Consider the following 17766-nt stretch of genomic DNA (forward strand, 5'->3'; position numbering starts at 1 on the left):
AGAAGTCATGGAAGCCAAGGCTTCGGCACGGCACGTCCGTGTCTCGCCGATGAAGGCGCGCCGTGTCGTGGACCTCATCCGCGGCAAGCAGGCGACGGACGCCATCACGACGCTCCAGTTCGCGCCGCAGGCTGCGTCCGAGCCGGTGCGCAAGGTCGTCGAGAGCGCCATCGCCAACGCCCGCGTGAAGGCCGACCGTGAGTCGGTCGCCTTCGACGAGCGCAACCTCGTCATCGCCGCGGCGTTCGTCGACGAGGGCCCGACGATGAAGCGGTTCCGTCCGCGCGCCCAGGGCCGCGCCGGCCGCATCAACAAGCGCACGAGCCACATCACGGTTGTCGTCGCCGAGAACAGCAAGAACAACGGGAAGGGAGGCCGCTGACCATGGGCCAGAAGGTCAACCCGAACGGCTTCCGGCTGGGCATCACGACCGAGCACAAGAGCCGCTGGTTCGCTGACTCCACCAAGGACGGGCAGCGTTACCGCGACTACGTCAAGGAGGATGTCGCGATCCGCCGTCTCATGGAGAACGGCATGGAGCGCGCCGGCATCGCCAAGGTCGAGATCGAGCGCACCCGCGACCGTGTCCGCGTCGACATCCACACCGCCCGGCCGGGCATCGTCATCGGCCGCCGCGGCGCCGAGGCCGACCGGATCCGTGGCGAGCTCGAGAAGCTCACCGGCAAGCAGGTCCAGCTGAACATCCTCGAGGTGAAGAACCCGGAGGTCGACTCCCAGCTCGTCGCCCAGGGCATCGCCGAGCAGCTGTCGGCCCGTGTCTCCTTCCGTCGCGCGATGCGCAAGGGCATGCAGTCCGCCCAGCGCGCCGGCGCCAAGGGCATCCGCGTCCAGGTCTCCGGCCGCCTCAACGGCGCCGAGATGAGCCGGACCGAGTTCTACCGCGAGGGTCGCGTCCCGCTGCACACGCTCCGCGCCAACATCGACTACGGCTTCTACGAGGCCCGCACGACGTTCGGCCGGATCGGCGTCAAGGTGTGGATCTACAAGGGCGACCTCACGGCGAGGGAGCTCGCGGCCCAGCAGGCCGCCGCCCCGCGCCCGTCGCGTGGCCCGCGTCGTGACGGCGACCGTCCGAACCGCGCCCGCCGCGGTGACCGCACCGAGGCCGCTGCTCCGCAGGAGCCGGTGGCCACCGAGTCCACGGCTGCCGCCGAGGCCCCCGCCCCGGCCAGCACCGAGAATGAGCAGGCCTGACCATGTTGATTCCCCGTCGAGTCAAGCACCGCAAGCAGCACCACCCGGACCGTTCGGGCGCTGCGAAGGGCGGCACGAAGATCGCCTTCGGCGACTACGGCATCCAGGCGCTCGAGCCGGCGTACGTGACGAACCGGCAGATCGAGTCCGCGCGTATCGCCATGACCCGCTACATCAAGCGTGGCGGAAAGGTCTGGATCAACATCTACCCGGACCGTCCGCTCACCAAGAAGCCCGCCGAGACCCGCATGGGTTCCGGTAAGGGCTCGCCCGAGTGGTGGATCGCCAACGTCAAGCCGGGGCGCGTCATGTTCGAGCTGTCCGGCGTCTCCGAGCCGGTCGCCCGCGAGGCGCTCCGTCTCGCGATGCACAAGCTCCCGATGAAGTGCCGCTTCGTCCAGCGTGAGGGTGGTGACAACTGATGGCAGTCGGTACCAAGGACCTGATGCCCAACCAGCTGCGGGGGCTTGACGACGCCCGTCTCGCCGACGAGCTGAAGAAGGCCAAGGAGGAGCTGTTCAACCTCCGGTTCCAGTCGGCCACCGGCCAGCTGGACAACCACGGCCGGCTCCGCGCGGTCAAGAAGGACATCTCCCGGATCTACACCGAGATGCGCGAGCGCGAGCTCGGCATCGGCTCGGCCCCTGTCCCGGCTCCCGCCGCGGAGGAGAAGGCCGGCAAGAAGGCCGCCAAGGCCGCGAAGAAGGACGAGGCAGCAGCGGAGGACGCTGCGGAAGCCACGTCCGAGAAGCAGGCCGACGAGCAGGCTGAGGAGGCCCAGGCATGAGTGAGCAGCAGGAGACGACGGCCACGGCCGATCGCAACTACCGCAAGGCCCGCCAGGGCTACGTGGTGAGCGACAAGATGGACAAGACCGTCGTGGTCGAGGTCGAGGACCGCGTCAAGCACGCGCTCTACGGCAAGGTCCTGCGTCGCAGCAGCAAGGTCAAGGCCCACGACGAGCGCAACGAGGCCGGCGTCGGTGACCGCGTGCTCATCATGGAGACGCGGCCGCTCTCCGCGACGAAGCGCTGGCGCGTCGTCGAGATCCTCGAGAAGGCGAAGTAAACGGTCGGGGGTTCGGCCCTGGCGGGCCTACCCCCCGACCACCCCCCAAAAGCCCGCGTGGCTGGCTGCCGTGGTGAGCGTCATACAGGCTCTGTATGCCGCTCAGCCCGGGCGCAGGTCACGTGCCCATCCAGTTCGGCAAGGCTTCGATGGAGAAGAAATCGCGCGGGGCGCGGATTCATCTCCATGGGAGAACCAGCACGACGACAGGAGTTAGACAGTGATTCAGCAGGAGTCGCGACTGCGCGTCGCCGACAACACGGGTGCCAAGGAGCTGCTCTGCATCCGTGTCCTCGGCGGCTCGGGTCGTCGGTACGCCGGCATCGGCGACACCATCGTCGCCACGGTCAAGGACGCGATCCCCGGTGGCAACGTGAAGAAGGGTGACGTCGTCAAGGCCGTCATCGTGCGCACCGTCAAGGAGCGCCGCCGCGCCGACGGGTCGTACATCAAGTTCGACGAGAACGCCGCGGTCATCCTCAAGGGTGACGGGGACCCCCGTGGGACCCGCATCTTCGGCCCGGTCGGCCGCGAGCTGCGCGAGAAGAAGTTCATGAAGATCATCTCGCTCGCGCCGGAGGTGTTGTGAGCATGGCGAACAAGATGAAGATCAAGAAGGGCGACCTCGTCCAGGTCATCTCGGGCCGCAGCCAGAAGAACGGCGGCGACCGGGGCAAGCAGGGCAAGGTCATCGCGGTCTACCCGGAGAGCCAGCGTGTGCTCGTCGAGGGGATCAACCGCGTCACCAAGCACATCAAGGCCGGCGCCACCGCGCGCGGCACGCGCACGGGCGGCCTGACGCACACCGAGGCGCCGATCCACGTCAGCAACGTGATGGTCGTCGACCCGGAGAGCAAGAAGCCGACCCGGATCAAGACGCGCGTCGAGACCGTCGAGCGGAACGGCCGCCAGAAGGCGTCCCGCGTCCGTGTCGCCGTCAAGTCGGACAAGGACCTGTGAGCATGTCGGAGAACACCGTGACAGCCACCGCCGTGGCGAAGCCCCGCCTCAAGCAGCGGTACCAGGACGAGATCAAGTCCGGCCTGCTGGACCAGTTCGGCTACGACAACGTCATGCAGGTCCCGGGTGTCGTCAAGGTCGTCGTCAACATGGGTGTCGGCGACGCCGCCCGTGACAGCAAGCTCATCGAGGGTGCTGTCCGCGACCTCGGCGCGATCACCGGTCAGAAGCCCGTCGTGACGAAGGCCCGCAAGTCGATCGCCCAGTTCAAGCTGCGTGAGGGCATGCCGATCGGCGCGCACACCACGCTGCGCGGCGACCGGATGTGGGAGTTCCTCGACCGGCTCGTCTCGATCGCACTGCCCCGCATCCGCGACTTCCGTGGGCTCTCCCCGAAGCAGTTCGACGGCCGCGGCAACTACACGTTCGGGCTCACCGAGCAGTCGATGTTCCACGAGATCGACCCGGACCGCATCGACCGCGTCCGCGGTATGGACATCACCGTGGTCACCACGGCGACCAACGATGACGAGGGGCGCGCGCTGCTCAAGGCGCTCGGCTTCCCCTTCAAGGAGAACTGACATGGCGAAGACCGCCCTCATCAACAAGGCGAACAAGAAGCCCAAGTTCAAGGTGCGCGCCTACAGCCGCTGCCAGCGCTGCGGCCGGCCGCACTCGGTCTACCGGAAGTTCGGTCTCTGCCGCATCTGCCTGCGCGAGCTGGCGCACCGCGGCGAGCTTCCCGGCGTGACCAAGAGCTCCTGGTAATCCCACTCAAGACCCACACAGACCTCTGACACCGTAGGTCGGCCCGGCATCTCGCCCGGTCGAAACCCCGGTGAGGAAGGGCGGAGAAGCCCACATGACAATGACTGACCCGATTGCGGACATGCTGACCCGCGTGCGTAACGCCAACTCGGCGCACCACGACGCGGTGTCCATGCCGTACTCGAAGCTGAAGAAGAACATCGCGGAGATCCTCGAGGCCGAGGGCTACATCGCGGGGTGGAAGGTCGAGGAGGCCGAGGTCGGCCAGACCCTCACCGTCGACCTCAAGTACGGCCCCAACCGCGAGCGCTCCATCGCCGGCGTCCGCCGCGTGAGCAAGCCCGGTCTTCGCGTCTACGCGAAGTCCACGAACCTCCCGCGCGTGCTCGGCGGCCTCGGCGTCGCGATCATCTCGACGTCGAGCGGGCTGCTGACCGACCGGCAGGCACACGAGAAGGGCGTGGGTGGGGAAGTCCTCGCCTACGTCTGGTAAGGAGAGACTGACATGTCGCGAATCGGACGACTTCCGGTCTCCGTCCCGGCCGGCGTCGACGTCACCGTCAGCGGCCAGGACATCACGGTGAAGGGCCCCAAGGGCCAGCTTGCCCTCACGGTGCCCGAGCCGATCAGCGTCGAGCAGACGGATGGCACGCTCGAGGTCAAGCGCCCGAACGACGAGCGTGACTCGCGCTCGCTCCACGGCCTGACCCGCTCGCTCATCAACAACATGGTCCTCGGTGTCACCGAGGGCTACGAGAAGAAGATGGAGATCTACGGCACCGGTTACCGCGTTGCCGCGAAGGGCTCGAACCTCGAGTTCTCCCTCGGCTTCTCGCACCCGGTTCTCGTCGAGGCCCCGGACGGGATCACCTTCGCGGTCGAGAACCCGACCCGCTTCTCGGTGCAGGGCATCGACAAGCAGCTGGTCGGCGAGGTCGCGGCCAACATCCGCAAGCTCCGCAAGCCCGACCCGTACAAGGGCAAGGGCGTTCGCTACGCGGGCGAGCAGATCCGTCGCAAGGTTGGAAAGGCCGGTAAGTAAGCCATGGCAATGATCATCAAGCGCGGCAAGAGCAAGGCCGCCGCCCGGATCCGTCGCCAGGTGCGCGGTCGCAAGAAGATCGCCGGCACCGCGGCACGGCCCCGCCTCGTCGTGTCCCGCTCGACCCGGCACATGTTCGTCCAGGTCGTCGACGACACCGTCGGCCGCACGGTCGCCTCGGCCTCCACGATGGAGCCGGACCTGCGCGCCTTCGACGGCGACAAGACCGCCAAGGCCAAGAGGGTCGGCGAGCTCGTCGCGGCCCGGGCCAAGGACGCCGGGGTCGAGGCCGTCGTGTTCGACCGCGGCGGCAACAAGTACCACGGTCGTGTTGCGGCGATCGCGGAGGGCGCTCGCGAAGGTGGGCTGGCCCTGTGACCATTCACGTGAACGCAATCGTTGAGATGAGGAACATCTGATGCCCGGACAGCAGCGTCGAGGCACCGGCCCCGCCGGTGAGCGCGGCGGCGAGCGCGGCGACCGCCAGGAGCGTCAGGACCGCCGTGGCGGTCGTGACCACCGCGAGGGCCGTGACGCCGAGAAGAACCAGTATGTCGAGCGCGTCGTGACCATCAACCGCGTCGCGAAGGTCGTCAAGGGTGGTCGCCGCTTCAGCTTCACGGCCCTCGTCGTCGTCGGCGACGGTGACGGCACCGTGGGCGTCGGCTACGGCAAGGCCAAGGAGGTGCCCGCGGCGATCGCCAAGGGTGTCGAGGAGGCCAAGAAGGGCTTCTTCCGCGTCCCCCGCATCCAGGGCACCATCCCTCACCCCGTCCAGGGCGAGGCGGCCGCGGGTGTCGTCATGCTCCGGCCGGCCGCTCCCGGTACCGGTGTCATCGCCGGTGGCCCGGTGCGTGCGGTCCTCGAGTGCGCGGGCATCCACGATGTCCTGTCCAAGTCGCTCGGCTCCGACAACGCGATCAACATCGTGCACGCGACGGCCCAGGCCCTCCGCGAGCTCGAGCGTCCCGAGGCCGTCGCGGCTCGCCGCGGCAAGTCCCTCGAGGAGGTCGCCCCGGCGGCCATGCTCAAGGCCCGCGCTGCGGGGATCGCGGACGCCAAGGCGGCCGAGAAGGCAGGTGCCTGATGGCGCGCCTCAAGGTGACCCAGGTCCGTTCCGAGATCGGTGGCAAGCAGAACCAGCGTGACACGCTGCGCAGCCTCGGTCTGAAGCGCATTGGCGACGTCGTCGTCAAGGAGGACCGTCCCGAGATCCGCGGGATGGTCAAGACGGTGACCCACCTCGTCACCGTCGAGGAGGTTGACTGACATGGCTGAGAAGTCTGAAGGCAGCGCCCTGAAGGTGCACCACCTGCGGCCCGCCCCGGGTGCCAAGACCGCGAAGACCCGCGTGGGTCGCGGTGAGGGCTCCAAGGGCAAGACCGCCGGTCGCGGCACCAAGGGCACGAAGGCTCGCTACCAGGTTCCGCAGCGCTTCGAGGGTGGCTCCATGCCGCTCCACATGCGCCTGCCGAAGCTGCGCGGCTTCAAGAACCCGTTCCGCACCGAGTACCAGGTGATCAACCTCGACCGCCTGCAGGCCCTCTTCCCGGAGGGTGGCGCGGTGACCGTCGCGGACCTCGTCGAGAAGGGTGCCGTCCGTGACGGCCACCTGGTCAAGGTGCTCGGCACCGGCGAGATCTCCGTCAAGGTCGACGTGCAGGTTCACAAGTTCTCGGCCGCCGCCAAGGAGAAGATCGAGGCCGCCGGCGGCTCGGTCACCTCGCTGGTCGACGGCGAGTGACGACGGGCTCGATGCAGTGACGCCCACCCCGGGCGCTCTCGTGCGGTTCGACACAAAGTCGGTCCGCGGGAGGGCGTCCGGGGTCTCGCGTTTCTGGGTTACCCTTCACCGGATTGCATGACCACGCCGCGTCACCTCGCGGCCCCTCAGGAGGACCAGTGCTCGCCGCTTTTGTTCGCGCGTTCCGCACCCCGGACCTGCGCAAGAAGCTGCTCTTCACCCTGGGCATCATCGCGTTGTTCCGCTTCGGATCGCACCTACCCACCCCAGGGGTGAGCTACCCGCTGGTCCAGGCCTGTCTGGCGCAGAGCCAGGCGCTCGGCAGTGACCAGGCCGGCTTCCTCAGCCTCGCCAACCTCTTCAGCGGTGGCGCGATGCTCCAGCTGTCGGTGTTCGCGCTCGGCATCATGCCGTACATCACCGCGAGCATCATCGTGCAGCTGCTGACCGTCGTGATTCCCCGGTTCGAGGAGCTGAAGAAGGAGGGCCAGGCCGGCCAGACGAAGATGACGCAGTACACGCGTTATCTGACGATCGGCCTCGCGGTCCTCCAGTCCGCGACCCTCGTGACCTTTGCGCGCAACCCGTCCGCGCTCTTCGGGCCCGGCTGTGACAACATCCTCGTCGACCACTCGATGGTGACGATCGTCATCATGGTCCTCACGATGACCGCCGGCACCGGCCTCATCATGTGGCTCGGCGAGCTCGTCACCGACCGGGGCATCGGCAACGGCATGTCGCTGCTGATCTTCCTCTCCATTGCGTCCAACTTCCCCGGTGCGCTGTGGCAGATCAAGGAGAACAAGGGCTGGGGCACCTTCCTCGGCATCTGCCTCATGGGCTTCTTCATCCTGGGCGCCGTCGTCTTCGTCGAGCAGTCCCAGCGCCGCATCCCGGTCCAGTACGCCAAGCGGATGGTCGGCCGCCGGATGTACGGCGGCACCTCGACCTACATCCCGCTCAAGGTCAACATGGCCAACGTGATCCCGGTCATCTTCGCGTCCTCGCTGCTCGCGCTGCCCGCGATGATCGCGCAGTTCCAGCAGAACGCGTCCGGCGGACCGGCCTGGGCCCAGTGGATCAGCAACAACCTGACCCGCGGTGACCACCCGATGTACATGATCATCTACACCGCGCTCATCATCTTCTTCACCTTCTTCTACGTGTCGATCACGTTCAACCCCACCGAGGTGGCGGACAACATGAAGAAGTACGGTGGCTTCATCCCAGGTATCCGCGCCGGGCGACCCACGGCCGAGTACCTCCAGTACGTCATCACCCGAATCACCGTGCCGGGCGCGATCTACCTCGCCGTCGTCTCGCTGATCCCGGTCATCGCCTTCGTCATGGTCGAGGCCAACCAGTCCAACTTCCCGTTCGGCGGGACGTCGATCATCATCCTCGTCGGCGTCGGCCTGGAGACGGTCAAGCAGATCGAGGCGCAGCTCGAACAGCGACACTACGAAGGGTTCCTCCGGTAATGCGACTGATCATTCTCGGCCCTCCCGGAGCGGGCAAGGGGACGCAGGCGGCTCGGATCGCCGAGCGGCTCGGCATCCCCGCCATCTCCACCGGCGACATCTTCCGCGCCAACATCAAGCAGCAGACGCCGTTGGGGCAGCGGGTCGAGAAGATCCTCGCATCGGGGGGCTACGTCCCCGACGAGGTGACCAACGAGATCGTCGAGGACCGGCTCACCTGGGACGACGCCGAGGGCGGCTTCCTCCTCGACGGCTACCCCCGCACCAGCGGTCAGGTCGAGGCCCTCGACGGCATGCTCGGCAAGCAGGGACACCCGCTCGATGCCGTGCTCGAGCTCACCGTCGACGAGGACGCGGTCGTCGACCGGCTCCTCAAGCGTGCCGCCATCGAGCAGCGCGTCGACGACACCGAGGAGGTCATCCGCGAGCGGCAGGCGATCTACCGCAAGGAGACCGCCCCGCTCGCGCAGCACTACGCCGAGGCCGGCCTGCTCGTCCAGGTCGACGGGATGGGCGACGTCGACGAGGTGACCGAGCGGATCATCGCCGCCCTGCCTCAGTCGGCCTGACCGGGAGCCAGACGTGTTCGGACGCCACAAGCTGCGCAGCCGCACCGACGAGCAGATCCTGCTCATGCGGGAGGCCGGCCTGCTCACCGGGCGCACCCTCGAGATGCTGCGAGAGCACATCCGGCCGGGGGTCACCACGCTCGAGCTCGACCGGCTCGCGGAGGACTTCATCCGCAGCCATGGCGGCATCCCGAACTTCCAGCTCGTCCCGGGCTACTCCCACACCCTCTGCACGAGCGTCAACGACCAGGTCGTGCACGGAATCCCGAGCAGCGCCTGCGTGCTGCGCGAGGGCGACCTGATCTCGATCGACTGCGGCGCAGAGGTGAGGGGCTGGAACGGCGACTCTGCCATCTCGGTCGTCGTCGGCGGCCCCGAGGCGGCCCGGCCCGAGGACCTGGACCTCATGGCGGCCACCGAGGCGAGCCTCTACGACGGCATCGCCGCGATGAAGGTGGGCGGCCGGCTCTACGACATCGGCGACGCCATCGAGGCGAGCATCGACGCGGCCGCCGGGCGGGACCACCACACCTACGGAGTCATCGACGAGTACGTCGGCCACGGCATCGGCGAGAAGATGCACCTCGACCCCCAGATCCCCAACTACTCGACCGGCGAGGCGGGACCCCGCCTCGTCCACGGCTTCACCGGCGCCATCGAGCCGATGATCACCCTCGGCGGGACCGACACCCGGGTCCTCGCCGACGACTGGACCGTCGTCACCTCCGACGGTTCGCGAGCATGTCACTTCGAGCACAGCGTCGTCGTCCGCGATGAGGGCATCTGGATCCTCACCGCCCTCGACGGCGGCCAGGCGGGGCTCGAAGCCCGCGGGGCGCCATACGCCCCCATTCCCTGACGCGACGCGCAAGGTCACGGTCGACGACGCCCGTGCCGCCCGAACGTCCGCTCCCTGACCGCATCTGCGGCGAGCGGGCCCGGATCGGCACAATCGCGTCCGTTCACGATCGTAAGGAGTCCCTCCGATGACCACGACGCCCGAGCTCACCCCCCACCTGCAGGATCTCTACGAGGTGGTGCTGCGGCGCAACCCGGGGGAACAGGAGTTCCACCAGGCCGTCCGCGAGGTCTTCGAGTCGCTCACCCCGGTGGCCCTGAAGCACCCGGAGTTCGCCGAGACCAAGGTCCTCGAACGGCTCTGCGAGCCCGAGCGCCAGATCATCTTCCGCGTGCCGTGGGTCAACGACAGCGGCGAGGTCGAGATCAACCGCGGCTTCCGGGTCGAGTTCAACTCGGCGCTGGGCCCGTACAAGGGTGGACTGCGTTTCCACCCCAGCGTCTACCTCGGCATCATCAAGTTCCTCGGCTTCGAGCAGACCTTCAAGAACGCCCTGACCGGGATGCCGATCGGCGGCGGGAAGGGCGGCAGCGACTTCGACCCCAAGGGCCGCAGCGACCGCGAGATCATGGCCTTCTGCCAGTCGTTCATGACCGAGCTCTACCGGCACATCGGCGAGTACACCGACGTGCCGGCCGGTGACATCGGCGTCGGCAGCCGCGAGATCGGCTACCTCTTCGGGCAGTACAAGCGCATCACGAACCGCTACGAGTCGGGCGTCCTCACCGGTAAGGGCCTGGGCTGGGGTGGCTCGCTGGTGCGCAAGGAGGCGACCGGCTTCGGGACGGTCTTCTTCGCCGACGAGATGCTGCGGGCCCAGGGCGACTCCTTCGACGGCAAGCGCGTCGTCGTCTCCGGGTCGGGCAACGTCGCCATCTACGCCGTGGAGAAGGCCCAGCAGCTCGGCGCGAGCGTCGTCGCCTGCTCCGACTCCGGCGGCTACATCGTCGACGAGGCCGGCCTCGACCTCGACCTGCTCAAGGAGCTCAAGGAGGTGCAGCGCGGCCGGATCAGTGAGTACGCGGACCAGCGGAGCAGGGCCCAGTTCGTGTCGGGCGGGTCAATCTGGGACGTCGACTGCGACATCGCCCTGCCCTGCGCGACGCAGAACGAGCTCGACGAGGAGGCTGCGATCACCCTCGTCAAGAACGGCGTGCGCGTGGTCGCCGAGGGCGCCAACATGCCCTCGACGCCGGCCGCGACCCGCGTCTTCCTCGACGCCGAGGTCCTCTTCGCCCCCGGCAAGGCCGCCAACGCCGGCGGGGTCGCCACCTCGGCCCTGGAGATGCAGCAGAACGCCTCACGCGACTCGTGGAGCCACGAGTACACCGAGGAGCGCCTCGCCGGCATCATGCGCGGGATCCACGAGCGGTGCGCGGCGAGCGCCGATGAGTATGGCGCGCCGGGCAACTACATCCTCGGGGCGAACACGTCGTCGTTCGTCCAGCTCGCCGAGGCGGTCCTCGCCCTCGGCGTCATCTGAGCCGCCCGGACGCGTCGCCTTGACGTAGCGGCGTCGCCTCGATGCAGCGCGGACGCGTCAAGGCGACGCACCTGGCGCCTCGTCCGGGCAGGAGAAGGCGTCGGTCACGGCGTCCCACACCTCGTCGCAGACGCCGTGCTCGCCGATGAGCGTCATTTCCTCGGTGAGCCGCAACGCGGCCTGCTCCTGCTCCGTGTAGAGGAACTCCGCCTCGCGCCAGGCCGAGAGCATGTCGAGCCGCGACTGCTTCTCCCCGTCGCGGCGAGCCTCATGGTGGTGCATCGACAGGCAGTAGGCGCACCCGTTCAGCTGCGAGGCCCGGATCTTGACGAGGTTGATGAGCCGAGAGGCCAGCCCCCGCGAGTGGACCATCCGCTCGAGACCGAGCACGGCGGCATACGCGTCCGGGGCGCTGTCCTGGATCGAGAGGCGCTGTGCGTGCTCACCCATGTGACGCGCCGTCCTGCGCGTGATGCTCCTCTTCCCGTGCTCGTCTCGTATGCCGCGGAGCGGAGTCGCGTTAGCCCGCAGGCTCGGGCGCCGGGACCTCATCGGGCTCCGTCTGGGGGCCGAGGAGCTGGCGCAGGACATAGGTGAGGATGCCGCCGTGCCGGTAGTAGGACTCCTCGGCGGGCGTGTCGATGCGCACCGTGGCGGTGAACTCCCTGGTCTCGCCGTCCTTCTCGGCGCGCACGGTGACGGTCCGCGGCAGCTGCTCGCTGCCCTCGAGGCCGGTGATCGCGAACGTCTCGGTGCCGTCGAGCCCGAGCGCCTGCGCGTTCTCGCCCTCGGCGAACTGCAGCGGGAGGACGCCCATGCCGATGAGGTTGGACCGGTGGATCCGCTCGTAGGAGACGGCGATGACGGCGCGCACCCCGAGCAGCGTGGTTCCCTTGGCGGCCCAGTCACGGGACGAACCGGAGCCGTACTCCTTGCCCGCGATGACGACGAGTGGCGTTCCGGCGGCGGCGTAGTGCTCCGCGGCGTCGAAGATCGTCGTGACCGGGCCGTCCGGCTCGGTGAAGTCGCGGGTGAAGCCGCCCTCGGTCCCGGGGGCGAGCTGGTTGCGCAGCCGGATGTTGGCGAAGGTCCCGCGGATCATGACCTCGTGGTTGCCGCGCCGTGAGCCGTAGGAGTTGAAGTCCCTGCGCTCCAGGCCGTGGGCGCTGAGGTACTGGCCGGCCGGGGAGTCGGTCTTGAACGCGCCTGCGGGGCTGATGTGGTCGGTCGTCACGGAGTCACCGAGCAGGGCGAGCACACGGGCGCCCGTGATGTCGGTGATCGGGTCGGGTGTGCGAGGCATGCCGTCGAAGTACGGCGGGCGACGGACGTACGTCGAGTCGGGGTCCCAGTCGAAGCGGTGCCCCTCGGGGACCGGGAGGCCGCGCCAGTTGTCGTCGCCGGCGTAGAGGTCTGAGTAGCCCGCGTCGAACATGTCCGCTTCGACGCACTCCGAGACGACGTCGTTGATCTCCTGCTCGGTGGGCCAGATGTCCCGGAGATGGACCGGGTTGCCGTCGGGGTCGGTGCCGATCGGGTCGTCGACGAGGTCGGCGCGCAGGCTGCCGGCGAGCGCGTAGGCGATGACGAGCGGCGGCGAGGCGAGGAAGTTCATCTTCACCTCGGGGTGGATCCGGCCCTCGAAGTTGCGGTTGCCGGAGAGGACGGCGCAGACGGTGAGGTCGTTGTCGTTGACCGCGGCGCTCACCTCCGGGATGAGGGGGCCGGAGTTGCCGATGCAGGTGGTGCAGCCGTAGCCGACGAGGTCGAAGCCCAGCTTCTCGAGGTATGGCGTGAGGCCGGCCTTGTCGAAGTAGTCGGTGACGACCCGGGACCCGGGGGCGAGGCTGGTCTTGACCCACGGCTTGCGGCTCAGGCCCCTCTCGACGGCCTTCTTCGCGAGCAGGCCGGCGCCGATCATGACCGAGGGGTTGGAGGTGTTGGTGCACGAGGTGATCGCGGCGATGACGGCGTGGCCGTGGTCGACGGTGGTGTCCTGACCGTCCTCGAGCGTGATGTCGACCGGGTTGCTCGGGATGGCGGTCCGCTGGTCGTCGCTCATCGGGGCGCGGGGCCGGTCGTGGGCAGTCGACGCGCCGACGGCGATGGGGTCGCTCGCCGGGAAGGACTCCTCCGAGGCCTCGTCGAGGCTGGCCTCCTCGTCGGCCTCCACCACACCCGCGACCACTGCCACGTCGTAGCTCCGCCCGGTGAGCAGGGCTCCCACCGTGCCGGGCGCGACCCGCAGCGGGATGCGGTCCTGGGGCCGCTTCGGCCCGGCGATGGACGGCTCGATGGTGCCGAGGTCGAGCTCGACGACCGTGGAGAACTGGGGCTCGTTGCTCGGGTCGTGCCACATGCCCTGCTCCTTGGCATAGGCCTCGACGAGCCGGACCTGCTCCTCCTCGCGGCCGGTGAGCCGCAGGTAGGACAGGGTCTCGTCGTCGATCGGGAACATGGTGGCCGTGGAGCCGTACTCCGGGCTCATGTTGCCGATCGTCGCGCGGTTCGCGAGCGGCACGTTGGCGACGCCCGGGCCGAAGAACTCGACGAAGCGCCCGACGACCCCGGTCTCGCGGAGCAGTTCCGCGACCGTGAGGACGAGGTCGGTGGCGGTGGTCCCCGGCGGCATCTCGCCGGTCAGCTTGAGGCCGACGACCTGCGGGATGAGCATGCTCATCGGCTGGCCCAGCATGGCGGCCTCGGCCTCGATGCCGCCGACGCCCCAGCCGAGCACGCCCAGCCCGTTGACCATCGGGGTGTGCGAGTCGGTGCCGACGAGGGTGTCGGGGTAGGCGAGTGGCCCGTCGTCACTGTCCCGGGTGAAGACGACCCGGGCCAGGTGCTCGAGGTTGACCTGGTGGCAGATGCCGGTGCCCGGCGGGACGACCTTGAAGTCCCGGAAGGCCTGCTGCCCCCAGCGGAGCAGCTGGTAGCGCTCCTTGTTGCGGCCGAACTCGAGCTCGGTGTTGATCCGGAAGGCGTCCGGCCTGCCGAAGACGTCCGCGATGACGGAGTGGTCGATGACGAGGTCGGTCGGGATGAGGGGGTTGATCTTCTGCGGGTCTCCGCCGAGCTCGGTCATCGCGTCGCGCATCGCGACGAGGTCGACGACGCAGGGCACGCCGGTGAAGTCCTGCATCAGCACACGCGCAGGGGTGAACTGGATCTCGGTGCTCGAGGTGGCCGACGGGTCCCAGCCGGCCATCGCCTCGATCTGCTCGGTGGTGACGAGGCGCCCGTCCTCGTTGCGCAGCAGGTTCTCGAGCAGGACCTTGAGGCTGTACGGGAGCCGGTCGGCGCCCTGCACCCGGTCGAGGCGCCTGATCCGCCACGCGGTGTCGCCTACCGTGAGGCTGTCGAGCGTGCCGAAACTGTCCATCGCCATGGTGCTCTCCTCGGGTGCGGTCTGCTCGCCACTGTAGGCACGGGTTCGCTGTGCTGGCCAGAGGTGGCGTCGGGGACGAGCGGCCCTCAGGGTGGTGGCACCGGGGGCGGAGTAGGCTTGATCGGTTCTGTCCGTGGACGGCCCGTCCGCCGCCAGCCGTCACGCCGAGAGGCGTCTGAAAGGGGCCCCATGACGCTCGAGCAGTCCGCCGGCACTGGCCTTGGGACCGACCAGCCCGAAGGGCGCAGCCCGTGGCCGGCCCTCTGGGCGATGGTCCTCGGCTTCTTCATGATCCTGGTCGACTCGACCATCGTGTCCGTCGCGACGCCGGCGATCATGGAGGGTCTGCGCGCGGGGGTCAACGACGTCATCTGGGTCACCAGCGCCTACCTGCTCGCGTATGCCGTGCCCCTGCTCATCACCGGCCGGATGGGCGACCGCTTCGGCCCGAAGAACCTCTACCTGCTCGGCCTGCTCGTCTTCACGCTCTCCTCGTTGTGGTGCGGCCTGACCGGCTCGATCGGCTGGCTCATCATCGCCCGCGTCGTGCAGGGTCTCGGCGCGTCGATGCTGACGCCGCAGACGATGGCCGTGATCACCCGGACCTTCCCGGCCGCGTCCAGGGGCCAGGCGATGGCCCTCTGGGGCGCGACCGCCGGCGTGGCGATCCTGGTCGGCCCGATCGTCGGTGGCGTGCTCGTCGACGGCCCCGGTTGGGAGTGGATCTTCTTCATCAACGTCCCCGTCGGGATCATCGCGTTCGTCCTCGCCTGGCGGTTGGTGCCGAAGCTGACGACGCACACGCACTCCTTCGACTGGATCGGCGTCCTGCTCTCGGCCGTCGGCATGTTCCTGCTCGTCTTCGGCGTGCAGGAGGGGGAGACGTACAACTGGGGCACGATCCGTGGGGTCATCTCGGTGCCGCTCCTCATCGCGCTCGGGGTCGTGATCCTCGCCGTCTTCCTCTGGTGGCAGAGCCGCAACCGGCGCGAGCCGCTCGTGCCGCTCTCGCTCTTCGGAGACCGCAACTTCTCCTTGGCCAACATCGCGATCACGACCGTGGGCTGCTCCGTCACGGCGATGGCGTTCCCGTTCATGCTCTATGCGCAGGTCGTGAGGGGGATGTCGCCCACCCACTCCGCGCTCCTGCTCGCTCCCATGGCGGTGCTGTCCGGTGCGCTGGCCCCCGTGTCGGGCAGGCTCACCGACCGCGTGCACCCGCGGGCCCTCGCGCCGTTCGGGATCGCCGGCACGGCCCTGTCCCTCTTCTGGGTCAGCCGGGTCATGACGCCCGACAGCCAGGTCTGGCAGATCCTCGTGCCGATGGGTTTCATGGGGATCAGCCAGGCCTTCATGTGGGGCCCGCTCGGAGCCACCGCGAACCGCAACCTGCCGATGCACTCCGCGGGCGCGGGTGCGGGCATCTACAACACCACCCGGCAGGTCGGCGCGGTGCTCGGCAGTGCCGCCATCGCGGCAGTCATCGAGGCCCGGCTCGCCGCGCACCTGCCTGGGGCGGCCGCCAAGAGCGACCAGTTCCAGCAGGCCGCTGGCGCGCACCTGCCGCCGCCAGTCGCGCGGGGCTTCGCCGCGGCGATGGCCGATGCGATGCTCCTGCCGGCCGCGGTCCTGATCATCGGGGTCGTCGCGGTCTTCTTCTTCGAGCGGCCCACCCACCAGGTCCGCCCCTGACCCTCACCATCGAGGGGACCCCGGACGAGCGAGCGCCGGGTCCTGCGTCAGCTCGGGGTCGAGAGCACTCCCGCCTCGCCGCCGACGGCATCGACCAGGTGGTCGGCCACGACCCGGGCGTTCGCCTGCAGGACGGCCAGCGGGACCCGCGGCAGGTTCTCCTCCCAGTCGATGAGGGGAGAGCCGCGGAACTGCAGGATCCGGGTCGGCCGGCCGAAGAAGAACAGGTGCAGGTGCGCGCCGCCGTCGCCGTACTTCGCCAGCTGGACGCGCCCCACGCTCGGGACCCGCTCCACGCCGGCGGAGATCGCGGCGACGAACACGCCCATCTCCGCGGCGAGGTCGCCCGGGAGGTCCGGGAGGTCGTGGTGCTCGAGCGGGCTCAGGGTCAGCCCGATCGGGAGCCCGGTGTCTGACGTCAGGTGCACGACCCACCGCTCGGAGCGCCAGACCGTCGTGCCGTCGTCGGGTCTCGCGGGCCGCGCGCACCAGCAGTCCGCGGCGGACTCTCCCCGGCGAGGCGGGTCGGCATCGGCCAGCGGGTGGAGTGGCTTGAGCCGGAGCGACTCGAGCTCGTATGGGTAGATGTCCCAGCCGGGCATCTCCTCGACAGCCACCGGAAGGCGCCGCTCGCCGTCGGTGGCAGCCAGGATCCGGGCGTAGTAGTCCTCGATGCTCTCCGGCGTCACGTGAGTCACGCCGCGATCATGTCAGCCACCGGGCCTCCCGGGCCGCTCACGTGCCGATTCACCTGACCCGATCCCTCACCTCGGTGGGTCGGTTCTGCGACGATGACCGGATGGGTGCGGTGACGGACTACCTGGCCGGGATCGACGACGACGCCCGCCGGGCGGCCCTCGAGCACGTGATCGCCCTCGCCCGTCACTCCGTGCCCGAGGTGGAGGAGGGCGTGAGCTACGCGATGCCCGTCCTCCTGTATCGCGGGAAGCCGCTCATCGCCGCCATCGCGACCAAGCACCACCTCGCGATCTATCCCTTCAGCGGCACCGTCGTGCACACCGTCGCCCCCGACCTCGACGGCTTCTCGCTCTCCAAAGGCACCATCCGGTTCGACGTCGACCGGCCCGTCCCGGACGCGGTGTTGACCCGGATCATCGAGCTGCGGCTCGCGGAGCTCGACTGACATCTCTGACCTCCACCGCTCGGCGTGTTGCGGGGGAGCGAGGCCCGTCCCCGGAGGCGGGATCCGTGCTCACCGATTAGGACTATGCCGCACACCCGGGTAATCTTGATCCTTGGGTGTCGTGTGCCCGGGCACCCGCATGCCGTCCCGGCGGCAGACCAGCAGAACCACAGTGGCACACCCCTGGCCGACCCATCCCGGGCCGGCCGCAACAGATAGACGGAGGATATGGCCAAGAAGGACGGTGTCATCGAGATCGAGGGCACGATCGTCGAGGCTCTCCCGAACGCGATGTTCCGGGTGGAGCTCTCCAACGGTCACAAGGTGCTCGCCCACATCTCGGGCAAGATGCG

At 68.8% G+C, this 17766-nt stretch carries 24 protein-coding genes and 1 pseudogene; 22 read left to right on the forward strand and 3 right to left on the reverse strand.

Annotated elements, in window-relative coordinates; genetic code table 11:
- The first annotated feature begins 7 nt into the window (after positions 1–7).
- From rplV to gdhA, 19 genes are all read left to right on the forward strand, one after another.
- A complete protein-coding gene (gene rplV / locus ACTHJJ_RS09190) occupies positions 8–382 on the forward strand; it encodes a 50S ribosomal protein L22 (RefSeq protein ID WP_440302664.1) in 375 nt (124 codons plus the stop codon).
- 2 nt (positions 383–384) lie between these two features.
- Positions 385–1215, forward strand: a complete 831-nt coding sequence (gene rpsC / locus ACTHJJ_RS09195) for a 30S ribosomal protein S3 (RefSeq protein WP_440302643.1) — start codon at positions 385–387, stop codon at positions 1213–1215.
- Between the two features lie 2 nt (positions 1216–1217).
- Complete coding sequence (rplP, locus tag ACTHJJ_RS09200; protein WP_440302644.1) at positions 1218–1637, forward strand: 50S ribosomal protein L16; 420 nt, start codon at positions 1218–1220, stop codon at positions 1635–1637.
- Complete coding sequence (gene rpmC / locus ACTHJJ_RS09205) at positions 1637–2002, forward strand: 50S ribosomal protein L29 (RefSeq protein WP_440302645.1); 366 nt, start codon at positions 1637–1639, stop codon at positions 2000–2002. Before rplP ends, rpmC begins: the two co-directional genes overlap by 1 nt.
- On the forward strand, positions 1999–2283 hold the full coding sequence (gene rpsQ, locus ACTHJJ_RS09210) for a 30S ribosomal protein S17 (protein WP_440302646.1): 285 nt from the start codon (positions 1999–2001) through the stop codon (positions 2281–2283). The genes rpmC and rpsQ overlap by 4 nt, the downstream gene beginning before the upstream one ends.
- A gap of 220 nt (positions 2284–2503) precedes the next feature.
- Positions 2504–2872, forward strand: a complete 369-nt coding sequence (rplN, locus tag ACTHJJ_RS09215; protein ID WP_034715247.1) for a 50S ribosomal protein L14 — start codon at positions 2504–2506, stop codon at positions 2870–2872.
- Between the two features lie 2 nt (positions 2873–2874).
- The gene (gene rplX / locus ACTHJJ_RS09220; RefSeq protein ID WP_440302647.1) at positions 2875–3243 is read left to right on the forward strand and encodes a 50S ribosomal protein L24; all 369 of its coding nucleotides are present in this window, start codon (positions 2875–2877) and stop codon (positions 3241–3243) included.
- A gap of 2 nt (positions 3244–3245) precedes the next feature.
- Positions 3246–3824, forward strand: coding sequence for a 50S ribosomal protein L5 (rplE, locus tag ACTHJJ_RS09225; protein WP_440302648.1), 579 nt, complete (start codon positions 3246–3248; stop codon positions 3822–3824).
- Position 3825: 1 nt separating this feature from the next.
- A complete protein-coding gene (locus ACTHJJ_RS09230; RefSeq protein ID WP_301484340.1) occupies positions 3826–4011 on the forward strand; it encodes a type Z 30S ribosomal protein S14 in 186 nt (61 codons plus the stop codon).
- A gap of 94 nt (positions 4012–4105) precedes the next feature.
- Positions 4106–4504 carry a 30S ribosomal protein S8 gene (gene rpsH, locus ACTHJJ_RS09235; RefSeq protein ID WP_440302649.1) on the forward strand — a complete coding sequence of 133 codons (399 nt, stop codon included), beginning with the start codon at positions 4106–4108 and terminating at the stop codon, positions 4502–4504.
- A gap of 12 nt (positions 4505–4516) precedes the next feature.
- The gene (rplF, locus tag ACTHJJ_RS09240; protein WP_440302650.1) at positions 4517–5053 is read left to right on the forward strand and encodes a 50S ribosomal protein L6; all 537 of its coding nucleotides are present in this window, start codon (positions 4517–4519) and stop codon (positions 5051–5053) included.
- A gap of 3 nt (positions 5054–5056) precedes the next feature.
- Positions 5057–5431, forward strand: a complete 375-nt coding sequence (rplR, locus tag ACTHJJ_RS09245) for a 50S ribosomal protein L18 (protein ID WP_440302651.1) — start codon at positions 5057–5059, stop codon at positions 5429–5431.
- Positions 5432–5471: 40 nt separating this feature from the next.
- Entirely contained in the window at positions 5472–6140 is a 669-nt protein-coding gene (gene rpsE, locus ACTHJJ_RS09250; protein ID WP_440302652.1) for a 30S ribosomal protein S5, read from the forward strand.
- Complete coding sequence (gene rpmD / locus ACTHJJ_RS09255) at positions 6140–6322, forward strand: 50S ribosomal protein L30 (RefSeq protein WP_440302653.1); 183 nt, start codon at positions 6140–6142, stop codon at positions 6320–6322. Before rpsE ends, rpmD begins: the two co-directional genes overlap by 1 nt.
- A gap of 1 nt (position 6323) precedes the next feature.
- Positions 6324–6797 carry a 50S ribosomal protein L15 gene (rplO, locus tag ACTHJJ_RS09260; protein WP_440302654.1) on the forward strand — a complete coding sequence of 158 codons (474 nt, stop codon included), beginning with the start codon at positions 6324–6326 and terminating at the stop codon, positions 6795–6797.
- Between the two features lie 158 nt (positions 6798–6955).
- A complete protein-coding gene (gene secY / locus ACTHJJ_RS09265; RefSeq protein ID WP_440302655.1) occupies positions 6956–8278 on the forward strand; it encodes a preprotein translocase subunit SecY in 1323 nt (440 codons plus the stop codon).
- The gene (locus ACTHJJ_RS09270; RefSeq protein WP_440302656.1) at positions 8278–8847 is read left to right on the forward strand and encodes an adenylate kinase; all 570 of its coding nucleotides are present in this window, start codon (positions 8278–8280) and stop codon (positions 8845–8847) included. Before secY ends, ACTHJJ_RS09270 begins: the two co-directional genes overlap by 1 nt.
- Before the next feature lie 13 nt (positions 8848–8860).
- Positions 8861–9706, forward strand: a complete 846-nt coding sequence (map, locus tag ACTHJJ_RS09275; protein WP_440302657.1) for a type I methionyl aminopeptidase — start codon at positions 8861–8863, stop codon at positions 9704–9706.
- 127 nt (positions 9707–9833) lie between these two features.
- Positions 9834–11189 (forward strand): NADP-specific glutamate dehydrogenase, encoded by a 1356-nt coding sequence (gdhA, locus tag ACTHJJ_RS09280; protein WP_440302658.1) that lies wholly within the window; start codon positions 9834–9836, stop codon positions 11187–11189.
- A 57-nt stretch (positions 11190–11246) separates the two neighbouring features.
- Here gdhA and ACTHJJ_RS09285 read toward each other — a convergent pair whose 3' ends face one another.
- Both ACTHJJ_RS09285 and ACTHJJ_RS09290 read right to left on the reverse strand, forming a co-directional pair.
- The gene (locus tag ACTHJJ_RS09285) at positions 11247–11639 is read right to left on the reverse strand and encodes a carboxymuconolactone decarboxylase family protein (protein ID WP_440302659.1); all 393 of its coding nucleotides are present in this window, start codon (positions 11637–11639) and stop codon (positions 11247–11249) included.
- Positions 11640–11709: 70 nt separating this feature from the next.
- Positions 11710–14577 (reverse strand): aconitate hydratase, encoded by a 2868-nt coding sequence (locus ACTHJJ_RS09290; protein ID WP_440302660.1) that lies wholly within the window; start codon positions 14575–14577, stop codon positions 11710–11712.
- 189 nt (positions 14578–14766) lie between these two features.
- Between ACTHJJ_RS09290 and ACTHJJ_RS09295 the strand changes: the two genes are divergently transcribed.
- The gene (locus ACTHJJ_RS09295; RefSeq protein WP_440302661.1) at positions 14767–16269 is read left to right on the forward strand and encodes a DHA2 family efflux MFS transporter permease subunit; all 1503 of its coding nucleotides are present in this window, start codon (positions 14767–14769) and stop codon (positions 16267–16269) included.
- 47 nt (positions 16270–16316) lie between these two features.
- Here ACTHJJ_RS09295 and ACTHJJ_RS09300 read toward each other — a convergent pair whose 3' ends face one another.
- Entirely contained in the window at positions 16317–16967 is a 651-nt protein-coding gene (locus tag ACTHJJ_RS09300) for a hypothetical protein (protein ID WP_440302662.1), read from the reverse strand.
- A gap of 101 nt (positions 16968–17068) precedes the next feature.
- Here ACTHJJ_RS09300 and ACTHJJ_RS09305 point away from each other — a divergent pair, with 101 nt between their 5' ends.
- Together ACTHJJ_RS09305 and ACTHJJ_RS09310 are read left to right on the forward strand one after the other, a co-directional pair.
- Entirely contained in the window at positions 17069–17413 is a 345-nt protein-coding gene (locus ACTHJJ_RS09305) for an iron chaperone (RefSeq protein ID WP_440302663.1), read from the forward strand.
- Between the two features lie 228 nt (positions 17414–17641).
- Positions 17642–17766 (forward strand): annotated as a pseudogene (locus tag ACTHJJ_RS09310) (translation initiation factor IF-1); the annotation flags it as partial.

The sequence above is a fragment of the Intrasporangium sp. genome (genome assembly GCF_051961875.1).
Lineage (GTDB): Bacteria > Actinomycetota > Actinomycetes > Actinomycetales > Dermatophilaceae > Intrasporangium_A.

Excerpts from the sequence above, each read along its gene's own strand:
- rplO (WP_440302654.1), top strand. The coding sequence starts at position 6,324 with ATGGCTGAGAAGTCTGAAGGCAGCGCCCTGAAGGTGCACCACCTGCGG.
- rpsC (WP_440302643.1), top strand. The coding sequence starts at position 385 with ATGGGCCAGAAGGTCAACCCGAACGGCTTCCGGCTGGGCATCACGACC.
- ACTHJJ_RS09270 (WP_440302656.1), top strand. The coding sequence starts at position 8,278 with ATGCGACTGATCATTCTCGGCCCTCCCGGAGCGGGCAAGGGGACGCAG.
- rpsE (WP_440302652.1), top strand. The coding sequence starts at position 5,472 with ATGCCCGGACAGCAGCGTCGAGGCACCGGCCCCGCCGGTGAGCGCGGC.
- rpsH (WP_440302649.1), top strand. The coding sequence starts at position 4,106 with ATGACAATGACTGACCCGATTGCGGACATGCTGACCCGCGTGCGTAAC.
- ACTHJJ_RS09290 (WP_440302660.1), bottom strand. The coding sequence starts at position 14,577 with ATGGCGATGGACAGTTTCGGCACGCTCGACAGCCTCACGGTAGGCGAC.
- rplV (WP_440302664.1), top strand. The coding sequence starts at position 8 with ATGGAAGCCAAGGCTTCGGCACGGCACGTCCGTGTCTCGCCGATGAAG.
- rplF (WP_440302650.1), top strand. The coding sequence starts at position 4,517 with ATGTCGCGAATCGGACGACTTCCGGTCTCCGTCCCGGCCGGCGTCGAC.
- rpmD (WP_440302653.1), top strand. The coding sequence starts at position 6,140 with ATGGCGCGCCTCAAGGTGACCCAGGTCCGTTCCGAGATCGGTGGCAAG.
- ACTHJJ_RS09285 (WP_440302659.1), bottom strand. The coding sequence starts at position 11,639 with ATGGGTGAGCACGCACAGCGCCTCTCGATCCAGGACAGCGCCCCGGAC.
- ACTHJJ_RS09230 (WP_301484340.1), top strand. The coding sequence starts at position 3,826 with ATGGCGAAGACCGCCCTCATCAACAAGGCGAACAAGAAGCCCAAGTTC.
- rpsQ (WP_440302646.1), top strand. The coding sequence starts at position 1,999 with ATGAGTGAGCAGCAGGAGACGACGGCCACGGCCGATCGCAACTACCGC.
- rplR (WP_440302651.1), top strand. The coding sequence starts at position 5,057 with ATGGCAATGATCATCAAGCGCGGCAAGAGCAAGGCCGCCGCCCGGATC.
- ACTHJJ_RS09305 (WP_440302663.1), top strand. The coding sequence starts at position 17,069 with ATGGGTGCGGTGACGGACTACCTGGCCGGGATCGACGACGACGCCCGC.
- gdhA (WP_440302658.1), top strand. The coding sequence starts at position 9,834 with ATGACCACGACGCCCGAGCTCACCCCCCACCTGCAGGATCTCTACGAG.
- rpmC (WP_440302645.1), top strand. The coding sequence starts at position 1,637 with ATGGCAGTCGGTACCAAGGACCTGATGCCCAACCAGCTGCGGGGGCTT.
- rplE (WP_440302648.1), top strand. The coding sequence starts at position 3,246 with ATGTCGGAGAACACCGTGACAGCCACCGCCGTGGCGAAGCCCCGCCTC.
- ACTHJJ_RS09295 (WP_440302661.1), top strand. The coding sequence starts at position 14,767 with ATGACGCTCGAGCAGTCCGCCGGCACTGGCCTTGGGACCGACCAGCCC.
- rplX (WP_440302647.1), top strand. The coding sequence starts at position 2,875 with ATGGCGAACAAGATGAAGATCAAGAAGGGCGACCTCGTCCAGGTCATC.
- rplP (WP_440302644.1), top strand. The coding sequence starts at position 1,218 with ATGTTGATTCCCCGTCGAGTCAAGCACCGCAAGCAGCACCACCCGGAC.